The sequence below is a fragment of the Enterococcus hailinensis genome (assembly GCF_045862035.1).
Taxonomy (GTDB): domain Bacteria; phylum Bacillota; class Bacilli; order Lactobacillales; family Enterococcaceae; genus Enterococcus_A; species Enterococcus_A hailinensis.
In genome coordinates, this window is record NZ_BAAFRV010000003.1 from 98135 (window position 1) to 118130 (window position 19996).

Below are 19996 nucleotides of genomic sequence, written 5' to 3' on the forward strand. Positions count from 1 at the left end.
TAGAGAAAGAGGAGAAAAGAATGGGGTATAAAAATAAAAATACAGGCTACATTGAAGGCCTATTATCATCGCGAGCTATCATTAAAAAAGATAATTATGCTGTTTTACCACACGATGGTTTAGTCAATAATGTTATCCCTGGTTTTGAAAATTGCGATTGCTCGATCTTGGGATCACCCAAATTAGGCGCAAGTTTTGTTGATTACATCATGACGTTCCATGAAAATGGAAAAAATGACCGTGGATTTGGCGGAGAAGGAATTGAAACATTGGTTTATGTAATCGATGGTATTTTGACCGTTAAGGATAGTCATGAAAGCCATACCGTTACTTCTGGTGGATACGTGTATTTGCCGGCAGGAGAAAAAATGTATTTAGCGAATGGACAAACTGAAGATACAGAATTTTTCCTATACAAAAAACGTTATCAACCTTTAGAAGGCTATCAAGCACATAAAGTAGTTGGAAATAGTTCAGATATCGAACCCATTCATTATGAAGGTATGGAAGATGTCTTGCTTTGGGATTTCTTACCAAAAGATTTAGGCTTTGATATGAATTTTCATATCTTATCATTTGAGCCAGGTGCAAGTCATGGGTATATCGAGACTCACTACCAAGAACATGGCGCATATTTACTTTCAGGAAAGGGCATGTACAACTTAGATAATGAATGGCTGCCAGTCGAAAAAGGGGACTATATCTTTATGAGCTCCTATGTTCATCAAGCAGCTTATGCCGTTGGGCGTAAAGAACCATTGAAATATGTTTATTCAAAAGATTGTAATCGTGACCCTGAAATCTAAAAAAAGGGAGTCGTTTAATTATGGAAGAAACAGTCACAGTACAACCCAAAAAATTACATGAATTGATTCAAGCCAAATTGATTCAAGCTGGCTTAAAAGCTGACCAAGCAGATACTGTTGCAGAACATTTGGTCTTTGCTGATGCAAGCGGTATTCATTCTCATGGAGCTGTTCGTGTCGATTATTACACAGAACGAATCGCTAAAGGTGGAATCACGCTTGATCCGGATATTACATTTGAAAAAACGGGTCCTAGTACCGGAATCGTCCATGGCGATAATGGTGTGGGACATTACGTTGCATTGCAAGGGTTAGAATATGCGATCCATCAAGCAGAAGAATCTGGAGCCGCTGTTGTAGGGATCAAACGTTTGAGTCATTGTGGAGCGTTATCTTATTATGTCAAGCGAGCCGCTGAAAAAAACTTAATCGCAATTTCAATGTGTCAATCCGATCCAATGGTCGTTCCTTTTGGCGGATCAGAAAATTATTTTGGAACGAATCCAATTGCCTTTGCTGCTCCTCGAGAACAAGGTGCACCGGTTGTTTTTGATATGGCGACGACTGTTCAGGCGTGGGGGAAAATTTTAGATGCTCGTTCAAAAGATCAATCGATTCCAAATAACTGGGCTGTCGATGCTGATGGCAAACCAACAACGAATCCTCATGATGTTCAAGGTCTACTCCCAATGGCTGGACCTAAAGGTTTTGGCTTAATGATGATGGTCGATGTGCTTTCAGGTATGTTATTAGGCTTGCCTTTTGGAAAACATGTGTCATCTATGTATGCCGATCTAACCGAAAAGAGAAACTTGGGTCAATTATTTATCTTGATTGATCCGCAGCGGTTCACCGATTTAGCGAGTTTTAAACATAGTATCGAAACAATGATCGGAGAACTCCATGCAACGAAGTCGGCGGAAGGTTTTAACCAAGTTTATTATCCCGGCGAAATAAATCAAATTAATTATGATCGCTATATGAAAGAAGGGATCCCGATCGCTAAAGCTGTTTTTGACTATTTAAAAAGTGAAACGGTTCATTTTGATCAATATGGCGGTACAGGAAGTTTTGCAACTAAATCATAGAGAGTAGGGAATCATGTGTTACACACGATCATCCAAAAAAATAGTTATCAAGATTCGATAGTTTTAATGCTATTAACGAATCAATTAAATACGATTCAAGGTGTAAAAAAAGCCTCCGTTATGATGGGAACTCCCGCAAATAAAGATATTTTTAAAACGGGTGGATTGGATACACCGGAATTAGCCGCTGCTTCTTCAAATGATATGGCGATTGTTTTAGATATCGCAGATAATGATGAAACATTAATCCAAAATGTACTAAACACAGTTGATGAATTTTTGAAAGAACAAAGCGCCGGCAATAATGATCAAGGGACAGAAACGGTCAAAACCTGGGATAAGGCATTGGCTATTGGAAAGGATGCTCAGGTTGCTGTCTTTTCGATCCCAGGTAGTTATGCTACTCCTGAAATTGAACATGCATTAAATGAAGGAAAACATGTTTTTTGCTTTAGCGATAACATTGCTTTAGAAGATGAAGTTCGTTTGAAAAAAATAGCTCATGAAAAAGGTCTGCTTTTAATGGGTCCAGATTGTGGGACGGGGATTATTAATGGCATCCCGGTTGCATTTACTAACGCAATTAGAAAAGGCAAAATCGGTGTGGTTGGTGCTTCTGGAACGGGTATCCAAGAAGTAACGACCTTGATCCATAAATTAGGAGGCGGCGTAACGAATGCCATCGGAACAGGCGGACGTGATTTAAAAGCTGAAGTCGCCGGAATCACGTTAAAAGATAGTATTGCCACACTAGAAAATGACCCAGATACAAAAGTGATCGTTGTGATTTCTAAACCGCCAGCACCTAAGGTTAGAGATGAAGTGTTAGACCTATTAAGAGGCTTATCAAAACCAGCAGTAACGATTTTTCTAGGTGAAGAGCCGACCAATCACGAAAAAAATTTGTATCGCGCATATACATTAGAAGAAGCTGCAGAGATCGCTGTTCAATTATTGAACGGTCAATCAGTTGAATTAAAAGAAGAAGTACCCAAAAATCCTGGACTTACTTTTTCAACTGGACAGACTGGGATCAAAGGTTTTTATTCTGGTGGGACGCTAGCTTATGAGGCGGCCATGCTAGTTAGAAATGGCTTAGATTTAACCACAAATCAAAAAGCAACAGCTGGCTTTATTTTAAAAACAGGCCCCTATGAAATTATTGATCTAGGGGATGATATCTATACTCAAGGAAAACCACATCCGATGATTGATCCGACGATCCGTAAAGAAATGTTGGCCAAAGCAGCTGACGATCCATCCACAGCAGTCGTTTTGTTAGATATCGTTTTAGGCTATGGCTCACATCAAAATATGGCGAAAGAATTGGCTCCTACAATCAAAGAGATAAAAAATAAAGCCCAACAACACCAACGAGAACTAGCAGTTATCGCAACTATCGTTGGAACAGAAGAAGATCCTCAAAATATTGAAGAACAAAAACAAATTCTAACAGAAGCAGGCGTTTTCTTGTGTAATAGCAATGCTCAAGCAGTGAAGTTGGCTTTAGTTATGTTAGGTCACCCACTTCAGATAAAAGCTAGAGATATTTTGCCTAAAAAAACGAGCGAACATACGCCGCTTACACCGAGTAAAGATATGACTGCTATGTTAACTAATTCGGCCTTTATCAATATTGGTATTCGCAGTTTTTCCGAAGCAATCACTAGTCACGATGGCAAAGTCATTCAATTTGATTGGCAGCCGGTTGCGGGTGGAAATGTTACCTTGCAAAAAGCCTTACAGTTCTTAAATAAAATAAAATTATCTTAGGAGGAGAAAAAGTGTATCAAACAATTGATGAAGCCAATGAGGCTGTAGCAGCAAAAATCGTTGCAGGATCTCCTTTTTTACTAGATGTAGTTCCAGCAAAATCAGTGATTAAAGAATTGAATAACGGGAAAGTTTTATTACACGCCGGACCACCGATCCGCTATGACCAAATGATCGATCCTATTCAAGGTGCTTGTGTAGGTGCCGCTTTATTTGAAGGCTGGGGCGATACGGAAGAAGAAGTTCGCCAACAGTTAGAAGCTGGAGAAGTTACACTGATTCCTTGTCATCATGTGGATGCCGTTGGACCAATGGGCGGTATCACATCTGCCAATATGGCTGTTTTAGTTGTTGAAAATAAAACAGATGGAAATCGCGCTTTCTGTACAATGAATGAAGGAATTGGAGCTGTTTTAAGATTTGGGGCGTATTCCCAAGAGGTTATCGATCGGTTGCACTGGATGAAAAATACTTTAGGTCCAGTCTTAAGTGCCGCTTTACAATCAATGGAGAATGGCTTGAATGTTAATGTATTAGTTGCGAAAGCGATTGCTATGGGAGATGAATTTCACCAACGCAATATCGCTGCCTCGTTAGCTTTCCTGAAAGAAATGGCGCCTGTGATTGTGGCATTAGAAGGATTTGAGGACCAAAAACAAGAAGTCATTCAATTCTTAGCAGATACCGATCAATTTTTCTTGAATATCATGATGGCATCAGCTAAAGCCGTATTAGATGGCGCACGAACGATCGAGGAAGGAACGATCGTCACCGCTATGTGTCGTAATGGACATGAATTTGGTATTCGCATCGCCGGTATGGGAGATGAATGGTTTACTGGTCCTGTAAATACACCTGCAGGCTTATATTTTTCTGGTTTTAGTGAAGCGGATGCTTCACCTGATATGGGTGATAGTGCAATTACCGAGACCTTTGGTGTTGGCGGGATGGCAATGATTGCAGCTCCAGCTGTCACACGTTTTGTCGGCTCCGGTGGTTTTTATGATGCATTAAATACGAGTAATGAAATGACCGAGATTTGTATTGATCATAATCCAAATTTTTCTGTACCAACATGGGATTTCAAAGGAACTTGTCTGGGAATCGATGCGCGAAAAGTGGTAGAAACGGGGATTTTACCGGTTATCAATACGGGAATCGCTAATAAAAAAGCTGGATTAGGACAAATCGGTGCGGGAACTGTTCATCCGCCAATGGATTGTTTTGAAAAAGCCGTATTGGCTTATGCTAAGAAATTAGGTTTTGAAGCGTAAAAAAGTCCGACGCATCATTGAGGAGTGTACAAAATGAGGATCGATGCAATGTATTTAGATCGTGATATTTATGATTATTCATTTGCTAAAAGCCGTTGGTATATCCATAGCATCTTTAAAAATAGTTTCAATCTTCAAGCTGAAACTAAAAAACAGTTAGTAGTTGTTTCCATTGAACAAAAAAATGTAGTACCTAACGGAATCTATGTTGATCAGCACAGCTTCAAACGATTGACTTCTGAAATAAAGATCAATGACTTAGTTTGGATGGATAGACATTCATTACGTTTTGGATTCAACATATTAGAATTAACTGGTCAGCAATATCAAACGAAACTGATCGAAACAACAAAATTGCTGGACTCAAATTCAGTCTCTTTACTGCTGACTAGTTTGGAAAAAGTTGAAAAAAAGACGGGATATCATGAATCATTATCCTCTGTATCAGTTAGCGGTGATCCTTTTTTGATCGCTATCGATCACTTATGCTCAAGCCAACTCATTAAACAACGACAAGCACTCCAATTTTTAACTGGCCGTGGTCCGGGGCTGACTCCTTCAGGTGACGATATGATCGTGGGTCATCTAGCAGCACGATTTATCAATAAGAAACGAGACCAAGTAATGGAAACTTATTTAGGTACTAAATTAATGACCATCAATGATTTAACAACCGATGTTAGTTTACATTATCTTTTATGCAGCTTAGACCAACGCTTTAACCGCAGTATTATAGCGTTAATAAGTGCATTAATCAATGATGAACCGTCTAATGTTCAAAATACCATACAAGAAATTTTAAACACGGGACATACTTCTGGTGCTGATTTTTTAGCCGGATTTACTAGATCTATCAAAAATTTTACTCATGAAAAAGTAAGGATTTAAAATGAAAACAATAGTTAGGGTTTGTAACTGTTAAGGAGGAAAAAGATGGCTAATCGAGTGGTAGTTGCTCTTGGAGGTAATGCAATTTTAAAACCAGGGCAAGAAGAAACGGTTGAAGCACAGTTAGAAAATATCAAAACCAGTGCAAAAATGATCGCAAAAATAGAAAAATTAGATTATCAGATTGTTGTTACTCATGGAAATGGCCCACAAGTGGGAAACATTTTACGCCAAAATGAAGAAGCAAAAGAGATTGTTCCACCGTTTCCATTAGACGTATGTAATGCAGAATCACAAGGATTTATCGGCTATTTAATGGAACAAACAATCAAAAATAAGATTGAAGAAGAAGGGCTGACTAGTGGTGTAGTCACGATGCTGACACAAGTGGAAGTTTCTGCCGAAGATGAAGCCTTTGAAAAACCTAGTAAACCAATTGGTGTCTTTTACTCTAAAGAAGAAGCAGATGAAATGGTGAGAAAAAGAAAATGGTCCATGATGGAAGATGCTGGTCGTGGGTACCGTCGAGTCGTTCCTTCACCAAGACCATTGACTATCCATGGCGTTAATTCGATCGTTAATTTATTAAATCAAAACACAATCGTAGTTGCCGGCGGCGGTGGCGGGATTCCTGTAACCCGTGATGATCAAGGATATTTAAAAGGTATTGAAGCAGTGATCGATAAAGATCGGACAGGTAAAAAGCTATCTGAACAAGTTGATGCGGATGTTTTCATGATGTTGACAGATGTCAGCAATGTCTATATTAATTACGGCAAAGCAAACCAAGAAAAATTAGAAACGATCACACCCAAAAAAGCACAAGAATATTTCGATGCTGGTCACTTTGCTGAAGGAAGCATGGGACCAAAGATCGAAGCTGCAATCAATTTTGCTGAGCAAGGAAAAACGGCAATTATTTGTTCATTAGAAGAAGCAGATAAAGCATTAGCAGGAACTGCAGGAACAAGGATCGTAGGCTAGGCCTGCGATCCCCTCTAATATTAAAAACGGTTACAAATTAGCGTCTTCAGATAACTCTAAAGCCAATCGCAAGTCTAAACTCACACTTGGGTCATGAACATTTCGTCCTAATAGTGTATTACACTGATCAATCCGATATTTAATCGTATTTCGATGGACAAATAAAGCTTTTGATGTACGAGCAATTTCACACTGATAATCCAAAAAATATTTCAGCGTCTTGCGAAGCTCGATCACTGAAGGCTCTTTGGGATAGGCTAAATCTTTCAATGTCGTTTCACAGAAATAAGTAATATTCGAATCATCCATTTTTTCGAACAAACTACGGAGCCCTTTTTGATGATACTGATAAATTTGAGGCACATTTGTCAATAACTGCATCTCTTCAAAAGCTGTCTTAGCTTCGATAAATGACTTAGCTAGATCATCGATCGAATCATAAATATTTCCAAGGCCAAACTGTAAATTAATCGTCATCCGTTCAGCAAAATCTGCAGCTACATTTGTCAAAATCGGTTCCAAATTATCTTGTTTATGCTGAATCAGAATCGCGTAATGATCGGTATCCTTGACCTTAAACAATACAACATCTTTTATATGGTGGGCTAACTTATCACTTAACCAGTTGAAGCCTAATTGACTGACTTCTTCATCGTGTTTGATTCGAGGATTCGTTTTATTCGTTTGTTCGCAAGCAGCATAAATGATCCGGTAATGCCGAGCTTTGACTAAGCCATAAATAGTTCCAGAGTCGATCCAATCACGAGGAACTTGATTTGGCGTCTGTTGGATTTCGATCATCCGAGTCAAAAAATCTGTTTTCAAAACATCGTAAGATTCTTGATTTTTTTGATTCTTATATAACATGAATGAAAGAACTAGCGCGGCTTGTTCCAAAGCAAAGTTCGAGATCGGGTAAGGAATTTTTTCTGGATTCAAAATTATCAAATAGTGAGGAAAGTAATGATTCGCTTCGATTGAAAAATACGAAACAAGAAAGGCTTTTTGATCTAAGTCTTTGATCAAAACAGAATCTTCTTTTTTAGTTGTGAACAAAGGGTCAGTCAATGCCAACTGATCGATATAGTATTCCGCAGGTTTTGTTGTTTTTGAAAAGTGCTTCGAAGCTGTAAATACTCGTTTATAGGGGTCCATTAAAATGACTGGTGTATTGATCAACCGACCAAAATCAGCAATAAAGCGAGCAATACTGACATCATTGACCAACATATTTGAAAAACGTTGCTGAATATCGAGCGCATAATTCAATTGTTCCGTCTTTTTATCCCATAAGAAATTCAACATTTGATGCAGCAGACTTCCTAAAGGGATAGATAAGGGAACTTGTACGATTGGGAAATCAACTTTATTTGCATAGGCGATCACTTCAGGGGAAATCGAATCAATAAAACGCCCAACTTTGATCCCCAGTCCGGCTGCCTTTTTTTCTTGCAGCGAATCGATCAAGGCAAATAGATCCGTTTGATGCTCTTGGTAGATCATAGCCGTTGTTAATAAGAATGTTTTTTCAGGAATATATAATGAAATATCAGGTGTCTCTGTAATTTCGATACTATCAACTTCTAAATTGGCTGTCGTTTTATCTGTTAGTAAAACTAAATCTGAAAAACGCGGCAATTCTAATAAATCAACTAATGTTTTCATAAACACCTCCTGAATCAAGTATAGAAGAGACTAAGAAAAGATACAAGAAATGTCTAGCTATAGATAATAGTTTTTCGAATATTTTATGCAAATAATACAAATTGAACCAAAAAAAATGATTAAAAGGAGAATGCTTATGTTTTCAGAATTAACTATACCAAATCGTACGATCATGACTCCAGGTCCAGTAGAAGCACACCCAAATGTTTTGCGGGCCATGAGTTCAAGAATCTTAGGGCAATTCGATCCGGCTTTTTTAACTATCATGGATGAAGTAAAAGAAATGATTAAAGTCCCATTTGGAACAAAAAATGAACAAGCTTTTGCTATCGACGGGACTTCTCGTTCGGGCTTAGAGGCTGCCTTGATTGGTCTGATTGAACCGGGAGACAAAGTATTGATTCCTGTATATGGTCGATTCGCTTATTTACTAGGTGAAATCAGTGAACGTGCTCAAGCTGAGGTTAAATATTTAGAAAAAGATTGGTCAGCCCCGTTTGAACAGAACGAAATCATTCAAGCCATTGAAGAGTTTCAACCTAAAATTGTTGCTATGGTTCATGGTGAGACAGCAAATGGTCAGATGCAAGAGTTAGATAAGATCGGTGCCGCCTGCAGAGAAAAGGATATCTTCTTCGTGGTAGACATGGTGGCTACATATGGCGGTGTTCCTATTTACGTCGATGATTGGAAGGTTGATATTGCGATCGCAGGGACACAAAAATGTGTCAGTGTGCCTTCAGGAATGTCGTTAGTGACCTACAATGAACGGGTTGAAAAAATATTGACGAGCCGATACCAAAAAGAATTAGGTTTAAGTAAAGATGTTCGTAACCAAAATCATATCAGTAGTAATTATTTGGATTTGAGTCAATTGCAGCGTTATTGGAATTCTGAACGAATCAACCATCATACCGAAGCTACAACAATGATTTATGCGTTACATGAAGGGTTGCGCACTATGATCAATGAAGGAATCGAAAATGTTTGGGCTAGACATGAATTGAATGACCGAGCGATCATTGCTGGAATCAAAGCTATGGGCTTAGGCTTTTATGGCGATATGGATACAAAAATGCCGACAGTAACACCTATTCTAATTCCTGAAGACGCACAAGACGGTGAAGACATTCGAAAAATGCTATTGAATGTTTTTGGAATTGAAATCGCCTCTTCATTTGGTGATTTAAAAGGAAAAGTGTGGCGGATTGGCAACATGGGGTATAGCAGTCGAAGAGAAAATGTACTCCAAGTGTTGGGTGCTTTGGAAGCAGCTTTGATCTATTATGGCGCAAAAATTAATAAAGGAGAAGCTGTAAAAGCTGCCTTAGAGCTGTATTCAGTCTAAAATTATGGGTCAAATGAAAAAGTGTCTCTAAAGAAATATAAATTATTTATTACATGGAGGAAAAACGATGGAAATGAATAAACATCGAACCGGTATGGAGTATTGGCAAAAAATTATTATCTTACTATGCTCAGGCTGGGTTTCAATTTGGATCTATCGCTCAGCATTGTCACCAGTCTATCCACAGATCAATGCATCATTAGGGGGGAATGTTTCAGATACAGCGTTAGGATCGATTGCCAGTTTTTACTTTTTAGGGTATGTGATCATGCAAATTCCTGCTGGTTTTTTAGTCGATATGATTGGTAAGAAAAAAGTTTTGATCCCCGGATTTATCTTTTTTGCTATTGCAGCATTGATCATCTCGCAAGCTTCAACGATTACAATGATTTATGTAGGGAGCTTTATCGCCGGTGTTGGCTGTGGATCATTTTATGGTTCAGCCTATTCACTGACTTCACAAAATATTCCAGCAGAAAAGAAAAGTTTTTCTACAGCGATTGTAAACAGCGGTTCCGCAATTGGTTCGGGGTTAGGAATGATTTTATCCAGTTACTTAGTCGTTCAATTAGGATTACCTTGGCAGATCATGATGTATATCTCAATGGTTATGACTGTGATTATGCTCTTTGCATTTAGTCTGATCATTCGAAACAATAAAGATGATGTTGCCTTTAATAATCAGCCGGACGAGTCTCTTGAAGAGAAAGCTGAAGAATCAATTTCGCTCAAGACCTTATTCTCACCATCGATGCTGTTTACTTATGTTCTTTATTTTGCTACTTGTTATGCTTATTATATTACTGTCACTTGGTTACCAAATTATTTAGGAACTGAGCGTGGATTTGAAGGGGCGGCGATCGGATTTTCTTCTTCACTTGTTGCATTCGCTTCGATTCCTGGAGCCTTGTTCTTTAGTCGTTTGGCCGATAAATACATGCATCGAAAAGTTAGTTTTATTGTCATTTTAGAATTATTGGCAGCAGCCATGCTATTTATTACAGTTCAATCATCAACTTCTACTTATTTAATGATTGCGTTGATCATGTATGGGTTTCTTGGCAAATTAGCGGTAGAACCAATCATTATTTCTTGGTTAGGCGAAAATGCACCACAAGTAGGGATTGGTACAACATTAGGTGTTTTCAATTTCTTTGGGATGATGTCTTCAGTAATTGCGCCTACATTGACCGGTTCAATCTCTGATGCCACTGGTTCAAAAGTAATGGGTTTTTATATTGCAGTTGTCTTACTAGTGATCGGTTCGATCTTATTCTTAATTTCAAATATAAATAAAGCCAAAAGAAAAGCTTAAACCGAACCTGTAGGATGCTAAGTACCTTTTTAGTATTTTGTGTACCACACTGAATATTAAAAAGGTATTTTCTTTAATGATAGAAGGAGGATTTACATGTCAAATTCGAAAATCGAAGAACGACTATTCAAAGTAGAAAAAGTAGCAACATTTGATCCAAATGAAGGAAAGAAAACTTTCTTATATGAAACAGAAAAAACTGCGGGAGCGTTATGGTGTTTGGAACCCGGTCAATCAGTGTTCAATCATTCGCATACAACTTCAGATGATTTTTGGATTTGCATTCAAGGAACAGGAACTTTTTTTCCGGGATTTGGTGAAGAAGTCGTAATTGAAAAAGGTGACATGATTATTTCAAGACCAGGTGAACATCATGGAATGAAAAATACCGGCTCAGAACAATTTATCTTTGTAGGTGTAGCAGAACCAAATCCAATGGATGTCATTATACACCCTTAAGCTGGCAAGCCCAGCTTTTTTATTACTATTTTTTCAAAGTCGCGAGAGGAGCATTTTAAGCTCATTTCAAATTTTTAAGTGTATAACGATAGCCAAATCGTTTCAAAATTATTGAGCCATCGGATTAAATAATCTAAAAAAGCGCCAAATTTTATTTTTTATTGGCTCAGTTTTATTATTTAATTTTATTATGAATAGTTTAATTCAAATTTCTAAAATATTGATAAATCAATGTTTCTAAAGATAATAGATAAAAGGAGGGAGTAGATAAATAACGTTTTAAATACAATTAATTCTTTTTTATAAAAGCGAACACATAAGACTTTTAAAAGATTTTTTTAATTTGCAAAAGAATTTAGCACTATTTTTTTAAGCTAAAAGAAGATAAAAACGAAAATGAATGAATTTTATGGCTAAAACTCCGCATAACAGCAATCTTAAAAAAGACTATTAAAAGTTCTTTTGCGAATTAACAGTAATTTTAATTGACTAGTTTATAAAAAATATTAAGATAAAAAAACGTCATTTCAAATTTTTTTAGTCAAATAAAAATTTCAAGTAACGCACATATTTTGTATCAGAATAATTAGGACAATTCATTTATCATTTGAAGGTGATAAAAATAGAATGTCAATTTAAATCTAGTAATCACTCAAATTTATAAAGTTAAAAAATGATTTTTCTTTTTTTTACGCTAAAATAGCAAAATAAAAGTAACGGTTAAAATCTAAGAATTTTAGATAAATCTTGAGAGAGGTTTAGGTTCTTTGTTATGGTTTGAGAAAAACTAACATTATTCTTAAAACATAATAAAGTATCATACCCTTATCGTTGTTCTCAGATGAGTGAATTTAGGGTAGCTTATTTGTTCAATCGATTAACGCAGAGAGTGATCAAATGTCGGCATCGGATAATTTCATGCTAGGTTATGACAGCCCGTCGCTATTAGCATATAAAGACTGAGCTGTTTTACCAGACCGATAATTTTCTCTTCAATCTATTGATTCAACGCCAATGACTGACGACTCTCAACTAGTCATCCGAGGGGTTCAATCGCGTACATTCTTGACTGATATTTTTTATTAGATTTCAGCTTAAAAAAATGCAGAAAACGCTTTTTTGAGGTATTCTTAAATTAAATTATTACTTAATGGTTGAAAGGAGTTTTTATGAATCGATTGCTAACAATTTTTGAAGAAAAATTTGCGCCTAAACTTATCAAAATCAGCGAAAATCGTTTTCTAGTCGCTGTACGAAACGGTGTGGCGATCACCATGCCACTAACGATCATCGGTAGTTTATTTTTGATTTTAGCCAATCTACCATTTGCTGGTTGGTCTGAATTTATGGGGGTTTTTGGTGAGAAATTAGGGGCAGCTAGCAATTTTACTTTTGGAATCCTCGGTTTGGTTGCTTGTATTGGGATCGCTTATTATTTGGCTTTGTCTTATGAGATCGACGCCGTTGGATCGATCGTCTTAGCCGTATGTGCTTTTTTACTTTTACAAGCCACTGATGATTGGACGATCGATGTTACTTCATTAGGTGCGACAGGACTTTTTACAGGTATTGTCACAGCGATTTTGACGGTAATTATCCACCATTTTTTTATCAAACATCATTTGGTGATCCGAATGCCGCAAGGAGTGCCGCCGGCTGTGGCAAAAAGTTTTGCTACTTTGATTCCTGGAGCTGCTATTATCACGGGTGCATGGGTAATTAGGGTCCTATTGGAGTTCAATGTTAATTCCTTTATTCAAATCATTTTCTCCCCTTTAGCGGTGGGACTAAATTCACTACCGGGGATGCTATTGTATACATTTTTGATTTTATTATTATGGTGCTTGGGGATCCATGGAAGTAATGTCATGGGCAGTATCGGTGATCCGATCTTTTTGACGTTATTAGCACTTAATACAGAAGCTTATAATGCAGGGGAACCCTTACCTAATATTTTTGCGGGTGGATTTTACATCATGTTTTTATGCTATGGTGGAACGGGTTCGACCTTAGGCTTGATTATCAATATGCTTTTATCTAAGAAAAAAGCTTACCGTTCCTTAGGTAGGATGGCCTTACCTTCCGCTATTTTTTGTATCAATGAACCAATTATCTTTGGTTTTCCGATCGTCATGAACCCGATAATGATGATTCCTTTTATTCTGACGCCATTAGTATTATGTACGGGAACTTATTTTTTATCAGTGACCAATATTATTGGGCGGATCATGTTCAATCCTCCTTGGACAACGCCCCCCTTTATCAATACGTATCTAGCTACCGGCGGAAATATTCCAGCGGTTTTATGGAGTATTGTTTCTTTATTTATCAGCGTGGCCATCTATTATCCGTTCTTTAAAATCAGTGAACGAAGCTTGATCGAGGAAATGGAGAACGCCGAGAAAAATGACCCGGATCCAATCAGCTTAAAATCATAATTAAAAGGAGTTGACTTAAAAAAATCCTAAGTCGCCTCCTTTTTTATTAACGGCTGACTAAAGCAGCTTCTTTATTTAAAAAGTATGGACGATAATAAGCTGTCGCATTACTCATTGGTAAAATTTCTTCAGACAAATGAATACCAAGTGTTTGGATTATATAGTTTCTTCTGGCTTGCATCCTGTGCCACATCTCGGGATACTCCGCTTGTATTTTAAGGCATAATTTTTGATCGGCTAAAAGGATGCCACCTTCACAACTTGCCCCAGCGTAACCAGGGACAGAAGGAATAATATCTAATTGAAAAAGCATACCGCTTTGAATCATTTCGTCAGAATCGGGATAGATGGGGGAAGCTAGCCACTCTTCATCTGCACACAAATGTCCTGGATTTAAATGCCAGCCATATTTTTCTTTTGGTAATACTGCTTCTATTTTTTGATAGATTTCTCCGCCAGTCAGGCCAATTTTAATTGTTTCTAACCAAGTAATAAGCGCTCCAAAATATGGTTTTGCTACTCGATCTAGATAATCTTTTTCCTCTGCAGGAAGTTCTTCAGTTACAGTTACCGCATAGCCGTTGCGGCTTTGTAGGCCGCCTTTGTAGCCGACAGTCATCGAAATATGATCACCTAATTGAATTTTTTTGGTGGTAGGATATAGATTAGCTTTTTCAAATCGTTCCCCCGTTGCCATAATTGTTACGACACTGGGAGTCTGTCCCGCAGCATTTAAATAGCCGCCGACTTCCATTTCACTTTTTCCAAGTTCTAATTGATCCATAGCTGATAAAATCCCATTTCCAGCCAAGATGGCTCCAAATTCATAGTGTGCGATTTCATTTTCATTATTTGTAATGCGAGCACCATTTAATCCAATCATTAAATCAGTAGCATTTTTGAATTGGGCAATCGGTGCCGCTGCCATTAAGCCTTCGACCAAGAAATACGGAAGATCGTAGAGAACGGAATTATCATCAGTTGAACTAGTAAATTTTTTCCACCCGATCAATCCAATCGTTTTAGCATGATCGATTTGAGCTTGATTAAGAATTTGTGCGACGCTCAGCACGGTATCCATTGGCTGATTTGGTAGTGAAAGATGCGGCATATGGATGGCTTCGGCTTCAATTCTAGCTAAAGATGCTTTATTAAGATTCTCATTCCCTAAAATTAAAAAAGCCTTTCCATTTGCATGTAATACTAATAGCGCTTCTTCAAAGCGTGGAACAAAGCCGGTTAAATATTCAAAATTTCCGCCATGTTCCAAATCAGCATAGATCACAACAGCATCTAATTGTTCTTGTTCCATTTTTTTTAGTATCTTATCTTTGCGATGGTTAATCGTTTCATCCGTTAGCTGGACAGGTTTTAGTACTTTATCGAGTTGAGGTGCAGTTATTTTATCAAATTTGATCACTAGTCGTAACTCCTTTATTTTTTTCTATCATAGCACAGTCATAAGTAATAAAATAGCCATTTAGACCGAAGTTCTTTTTTATTTCTGTAGCTAATAATTCGCTTTATTAGTAAAAATTAGATAAAATTATTACTATAAAGATTATTTTTTTAAGGAGTTTTCAAATGAAGACACTAATAAACTCATCTACCTATCGACGGCTTCAATTTGTCGAATTTTTAGATCAGATGCCCTCTTGGTTCGATACTAAAGAAATTGCTCAAAAAATAGGGTGTTCTGTAAAAACATTGTTATCAGATATCACTTTTATTAATGAATTTTGGGGTCGATATGTCTATATTGAATATTCAAAATTTCAGGGTGTACGTTTAAATAATATTACCTCCAATAAATTGAGCAATATCTATAATTTGGTTTATTCTGAGTCAGTAGAATTTCAATTTGTTGAAAAAATGCTTTCAGAAGCAAATCAAGATGCGGATTATTGGATCAATGAATTATTCATTAGCGAAGCTTCGTTCTATCGAATGGTCAATACCTTGGAAGATTTCTTAAAACGGCGTGGATTAACTTTAGAAAGAGCGCCTTTTAGAATAACTGGTCCTGATGAACGGTGGGTTCGCTTCTTTTATCAACAATATTTTTCTGAAGCGTATGGGGTGAAAAAATGGCCATTCACTATTAGCCATGAAGAAACTATTTGTTTTATTATGCGTGCTTCGACTGAATTTGATGTAGCTTTAGATGATCGTGAAATTCAAGAAGCAGCTTTTTTATTTGTCGTCTCCTTAAAACGAATGCATCAAGGTTTTTATTTGCCTCAAGAAGTTTATGATGAAGAAGACGATACCATCGATAAAGTATTGAATTATAGCACTCCCCTTGCTGAAAATTTAGTACGCAATACCGATTATAACTTATCAAATAAATGGTATCGTGAAATAAGCCGTACAGTCTTTCATGAATTTTATAATTGGGACAATCCCCAACAGATGATTCGAATTCAAGAGAAAATTGAGACTTTTTTAGACACTCTTTCTGATACAGTACAATTTCCTATCATCCAAGAAGATAGACAAAAAATTATTCAAACTATGATGACCTGGTATGTCGAATATAATTTTTACCCTTATCGTCTAGATATGTTGTATGACAAACATCAGAAATTTGCACGCGAAATCCAGACTGTCTATCCTATATTTTCAACTTTAGTAAAAATATATTTAGAGGATATTGAAAAAAAAGCCCCTGAGTTATGGACGGATATTCGATTAACCAATGTTTATTATCTCTTGATGAAAGAATGGCGGCACCTGTCTACACAGTTAGAAAATTTGAGACGTAAAGTCTCTATTATCGTTGTAAGTGACCTAGGGCAACGTCATGCAGAGATGACTCAAGAATTTTTGCTGGCAAATTATCCTAATCGAATTGTTGTTTCGATTTATAAAGAGGCTGTTTTATTTACCGGTCCAGAAGATTTCAAGCAATTTGATCAATATGATATCGTACTAAGTAATAATCCAATCAAAGGATACGATAAGAAAAATGTGTTGATCGTAAATAATTTTTTCTCGGCTTCTGACCGAGAAAATTTAGTGAACTTCATTGTAGCGATTCAAAAATGTGCCTCACAAACTCACTTGAAGAGCTTAGGAAATATCAAATTAAAAACAGCCAAAGAAATTTATTTTTCACAACCTTTTATACAATAAAAAACCACGTCGTGTCAGCATTTCGTTAACACGACGTGGTTTTATTTACTGGCAAAGATGATTAAGTTGTAATCGTCATTGATACAAGTTTGTAAGGTAATTCGTTCTCCTCCGCTTGCACTAGTAATTTGATCCCAATAATTCACGCCGTCCGTTCCAGTTGCTGAATCGTTAACTGTAACAATTTGATTCACTGTGTAATTCGTTACAGTATTGTTTTCGTCTGATACGGCAATAGTGGCCCCTGTTGAGACTGAAAATAGAACATTGAATATCCCTGGATTATGACCAATGAAATGTGTATTCGATCCGTCTTCACCGGATTGGACAGAAGCTCCTCCCCAAGTAGCTACTTGAGTATGATCTGCATCAATAATAGCTTGTCCATTTCCTTGTCCAGCGTTCGTATAAGAAATAAATTGCCCATTTATATTTAACTGATTTCGTTGGATAGATTGTTGATTTGGGGTTGTTTCTTCGGATGTAGTCTCTGAAGCGGTCTGTTCTTCAACTAATGTTGTTTCTTCAGTATAATAGGTTTCTTCTTGAGTTGGTTCTTCAGAAGTTTGTTCGGCAATATTTGTATTATCAGTAGGAGTATCTGCTTCATCTAAGGGTTCCACAACGGATTCTTCTATATTTTTTGCTTCTTCAGATGTCTCAGTACTTGATGTAGAAGCATTTTCTTTTTCTTCAGTATCGCTAACATTCGATTCAGTAGACGCTTCACTAGAATTTGCGATGGATGAATTTGTTGTTTCGCTAGTCACTAATTGTTCGCTTGTATCTGAATGTTGAGATTGATCAAATGGATTCGTAGCAGCATACACGGCACTAGTAGTAAAAAACAAAGCAGCAATAAAGATAAATTTTATATGAGTGTTCATGTTGTTTTCCTCCTAGTTTGTTGTTGTTTTATCTGTCTTAACCATACCGTATATACAGGAGATTATGTTGTAAATCATTCCTTAGATAACAAATATTATTATATTTTCATAGTTGCTAAGTACTGATATCAAGCGTTTAATCCTTACTTTCATAACTTTCTATTACAGAGACAAAAGTGGTCGAGCAAAATTTTCAGTTTTAATAATTTTACTTTTTCAATCGTTATATAAATTTAGTTATTAAATAATATTTTTTTGGAAATGTAAAATAAAATGTTTTGTCATTTTTTTCTATCGTATAGTAAAATAAGAAAATTTTTTTATTTACTTTTTGTCCTTCCTAATGTAAAATTATTAAGAATTTAATATGGGAATGAGTGTCTCCCTTAGATTTTTCTTAAACCGCTAATCAAGCTGATGACTTCTACAATCTTTTTTGTTGTAGGGATCATTGGCTTTTTTTTATTTTTTTAGGAGGGTTCTAATTGCTATGGAAGTAAATAAAATAGACAACGCAGATCGTCGAAGAAGGGATTTAAAAGCTCTGATTATCTTTTATTGTTTAATAACATTAACAAGTATCATCACAGGAATTGTTTCACATTATTTATTAGCTGGGCTTCATTTTGTAACAAACTATCGGGAGCAACATAATTACTTATTGTATTTTTTGCCCCTGATAAGTATGCTAACGGCCTTTACCTATCAAAAATTTGGTAATGGATCTCAAAAAGGAAATAATTTGATCATTGAAAGTACTGAAAAAGCAACAAAAGTACCTGGTAGAATGGCAATCTTTACTTTTATTTTTACCTTGCTCTCTCACTTATTCGGAGCTTCTGTAGGTCGTGAAGGAAGTGCTGTTCAAATCGGCGGCGTCTTTGCAAACAAAGCCGCTGATGCTTTTCATTTAGCAAAGAATTACCGAAAATCATTGATTCATGCAGGAATCAGTGCAGGCTTTGCGTCTATTTTCGGCACACCATTAGCAGGAGCCTTTTTCGGAATGGAAATGGCATATGTGGGTAATTTAGAACGTGCTGCACTTATCCCCTGCTTTTACGCTTCCTATTTGGCTAATTACGTTTCGCTTGCAATGGGAACTGTTCATGAGCAACATTTAATAGGAGCGATTCCTCACTTAGACATTAAGTTGATTTTAGTCGTGTTACTTGCTTCGATCTTTTTTGGTCTTTTTGGACATTTATTTGCTTTACTTACTCATACGTTGAAACATCTTTATAGTCAAATATTCAAAAACTATTTAGTGCGCGCTTTTTTATCAGCTTCAATCGCCGTATTGGTTATCTGGCTATTACATAATCAGTTATTCATAGGTTTAAGTTTACCTTTACTAGATGATTCATTTGCAGGAAAAACAACTTTCTATGAACCAATTGAGAAATTGATCGTCACCGCCCTTAGTTTAGGTTCTGGTTTACAAGGTGGTGAAGTAACGCCCCTTTTCACGATCGGTGCTTCACTAGGTAGCAGCTTCGGAAATTTATTTGGAATTTCACCAGCCTTTTTAGCAGCATTAGGGATGATCTCCGTATTTGGCTGTGCAGCAAATGCTCCACTTACGACAATCATGTTAGGTATTGACCTTTTTGGTTCAAATGCTCTACCTTATTTTGTTCTGGCAGCTTTTATCAGTTATTATGTCTCAGGCCATCAAGGAATTTATACTTCACAAACAATTGTTCGCTCAAAAAGTATTTTCTTTAAAAACCAAGAAGGCTATCGTATCGGGACACTTAAAGACGTCGTGAAAAATAAAAAATAGATCATAAACGTCCTAGTCATAAAAGCAATGATTAGGGCGTTTGTCTATCCTTAAGGACGATAAATTTTCGTTTGCAAATATTTTATATGCAATATTTTTAGCCCTTTAATTCAAAGGCAAAAAAAAACGCTCTAGTTTCCTAGAACGCTC

At 36.7% G+C, this 19996-nt stretch carries 15 protein-coding genes and 1 riboswitch; of the genes, 12 read left to right on the forward strand and 3 right to left on the reverse strand.

Annotated elements, in window-relative coordinates:
- Nucleotides 1-20 precede the first annotated feature (20 nt).
- The 6 genes from allE to arcC are packed head-to-tail and all read left to right on the forward strand — an operon-like array spanning nt 21 to nt 6813.
- Nucleotides 21-806 (forward strand): (S)-ureidoglycine aminohydrolase, encoded by a 786-nt coding sequence (gene allE / locus ACKTSC_RS03515; RefSeq protein ID WP_407856837.1) that lies wholly within the window; start codon nt 21-23, stop codon nt 804-806.
- A 20-nt stretch (nt 807-826) separates the two neighbouring features.
- Nucleotides 827-1894 (forward strand): ureidoglycolate dehydrogenase, encoded by a 1068-nt coding sequence (gene allD, locus ACKTSC_RS03520; protein WP_407856838.1) that lies wholly within the window; start codon nt 827-829, stop codon nt 1892-1894.
- A gap of 15 nt (nt 1895-1909) precedes the next feature.
- Nucleotides 1910-3667, forward strand: coding sequence for an acyl-CoA synthetase FdrA (fdrA, locus tag ACKTSC_RS03525; protein ID WP_407856839.1), 1758 nt, complete (start codon nt 1910-1912; stop codon nt 3665-3667).
- 11 nt (nt 3668-3678) lie between these two features.
- Entirely contained in the window at nt 3679-4941 is a 1263-nt protein-coding gene (locus ACKTSC_RS03530; RefSeq protein ID WP_407856840.1) for a YlbE family protein, read from the forward strand.
- Between the two features lie 33 nt (nt 4942-4974).
- The gene (locus ACKTSC_RS03535; RefSeq protein WP_407856841.1) at nt 4975-5829 is read left to right on the forward strand and encodes an oxamate carbamoyltransferase subunit AllH family protein; all 855 of its coding nucleotides are present in this window, start codon (nt 4975-4977) and stop codon (nt 5827-5829) included.
- A gap of 45 nt (nt 5830-5874) precedes the next feature.
- Nucleotides 5875-6813, forward strand: coding sequence for a carbamate kinase (gene arcC / locus ACKTSC_RS03540; RefSeq protein WP_407855232.1), 939 nt, complete (start codon nt 5875-5877; stop codon nt 6811-6813).
- A 30-nt stretch (nt 6814-6843) separates the two neighbouring features.
- On the opposite strand, the gene ACKTSC_RS03545 is transcribed toward arcC, so the two are convergent.
- Nucleotides 6844-8478 (reverse strand): PucR family transcriptional regulator, encoded by a 1635-nt coding sequence (locus ACKTSC_RS03545; RefSeq protein WP_407856842.1) that lies wholly within the window; start codon nt 8476-8478, stop codon nt 6844-6846.
- 136 nt (nt 8479-8614) lie between these two features.
- Here ACKTSC_RS03545 and ACKTSC_RS03550 point away from each other — a divergent pair, with 136 nt between their 5' ends.
- The 4 genes from ACKTSC_RS03550 to ACKTSC_RS03565 all read left to right on the forward strand — a co-directional run bounded on the left by ACKTSC_RS03550 (nt 8615) and on the right by ACKTSC_RS03565 (nt 14038).
- Nucleotides 8615-9826 carry a pyridoxal-phosphate-dependent aminotransferase family protein gene (locus ACKTSC_RS03550; RefSeq protein ID WP_407856843.1) on the forward strand — a complete coding sequence of 404 codons (1212 nt, stop codon included), beginning with the start codon at nt 8615-8617 and terminating at the stop codon, nt 9824-9826.
- A 67-nt stretch (nt 9827-9893) separates the two neighbouring features.
- Nucleotides 9894-11141, forward strand: a complete 1248-nt coding sequence (locus ACKTSC_RS03555) for an MFS transporter (protein WP_407856844.1) — start codon at nt 9894-9896, stop codon at nt 11139-11141.
- 96 nt (nt 11142-11237) lie between these two features.
- The gene (locus tag ACKTSC_RS03560) at nt 11238-11600 is read left to right on the forward strand and encodes a cupin domain-containing protein (RefSeq protein ID WP_407856845.1); all 363 of its coding nucleotides are present in this window, start codon (nt 11238-11240) and stop codon (nt 11598-11600) included.
- 1169 nt (nt 11601-12769) lie between these two features.
- A complete protein-coding gene (locus ACKTSC_RS03565) occupies nt 12770-14038 on the forward strand; it encodes a PTS sugar transporter subunit IIC (RefSeq protein ID WP_407856846.1) in 1269 nt (422 codons plus the stop codon).
- Nucleotides 14039-14084: 46 nt separating this feature from the next.
- On the opposite strand, the gene ACKTSC_RS03570 is transcribed toward ACKTSC_RS03565, so the two are convergent.
- Nucleotides 14085-15458, reverse strand: a complete 1374-nt coding sequence (locus ACKTSC_RS03570; protein ID WP_407856847.1) for a M24 family metallopeptidase — start codon at nt 15456-15458, stop codon at nt 14085-14087.
- Between the two features lie 164 nt (nt 15459-15622).
- Between ACKTSC_RS03570 and ACKTSC_RS03575 the strand changes: the two genes are divergently transcribed.
- Nucleotides 15623-17173 carry an AcpB/EbpR/MafR family transcriptional regulator gene (locus ACKTSC_RS03575; protein ID WP_407856848.1) on the forward strand — a complete coding sequence of 517 codons (1551 nt, stop codon included), beginning with the start codon at nt 15623-15625 and terminating at the stop codon, nt 17171-17173.
- A gap of 41 nt (nt 17174-17214) precedes the next feature.
- On the opposite strand, the gene ACKTSC_RS03580 is transcribed toward ACKTSC_RS03575, so the two are convergent.
- A complete protein-coding gene (locus ACKTSC_RS03580) occupies nt 17215-18060 on the reverse strand; it encodes a class F sortase (RefSeq protein ID WP_407856849.1) in 846 nt (281 codons plus the stop codon).
- 360 nt (nt 18061-18420) lie between these two features.
- Nucleotides 18421-18494, forward strand: a riboswitch (Fluoride riboswitch).
- A 56-nt stretch (nt 18495-18550) separates the two neighbouring features.
- Here ACKTSC_RS03580 and ACKTSC_RS03585 point away from each other — a divergent pair.
- Entirely contained in the window at nt 18551-19846 is a 1296-nt protein-coding gene (locus ACKTSC_RS03585; RefSeq protein ID WP_407856850.1) for a chloride channel protein, read from the forward strand.
- Nucleotides 19847-19996: the final 150 nt, after the last annotated feature.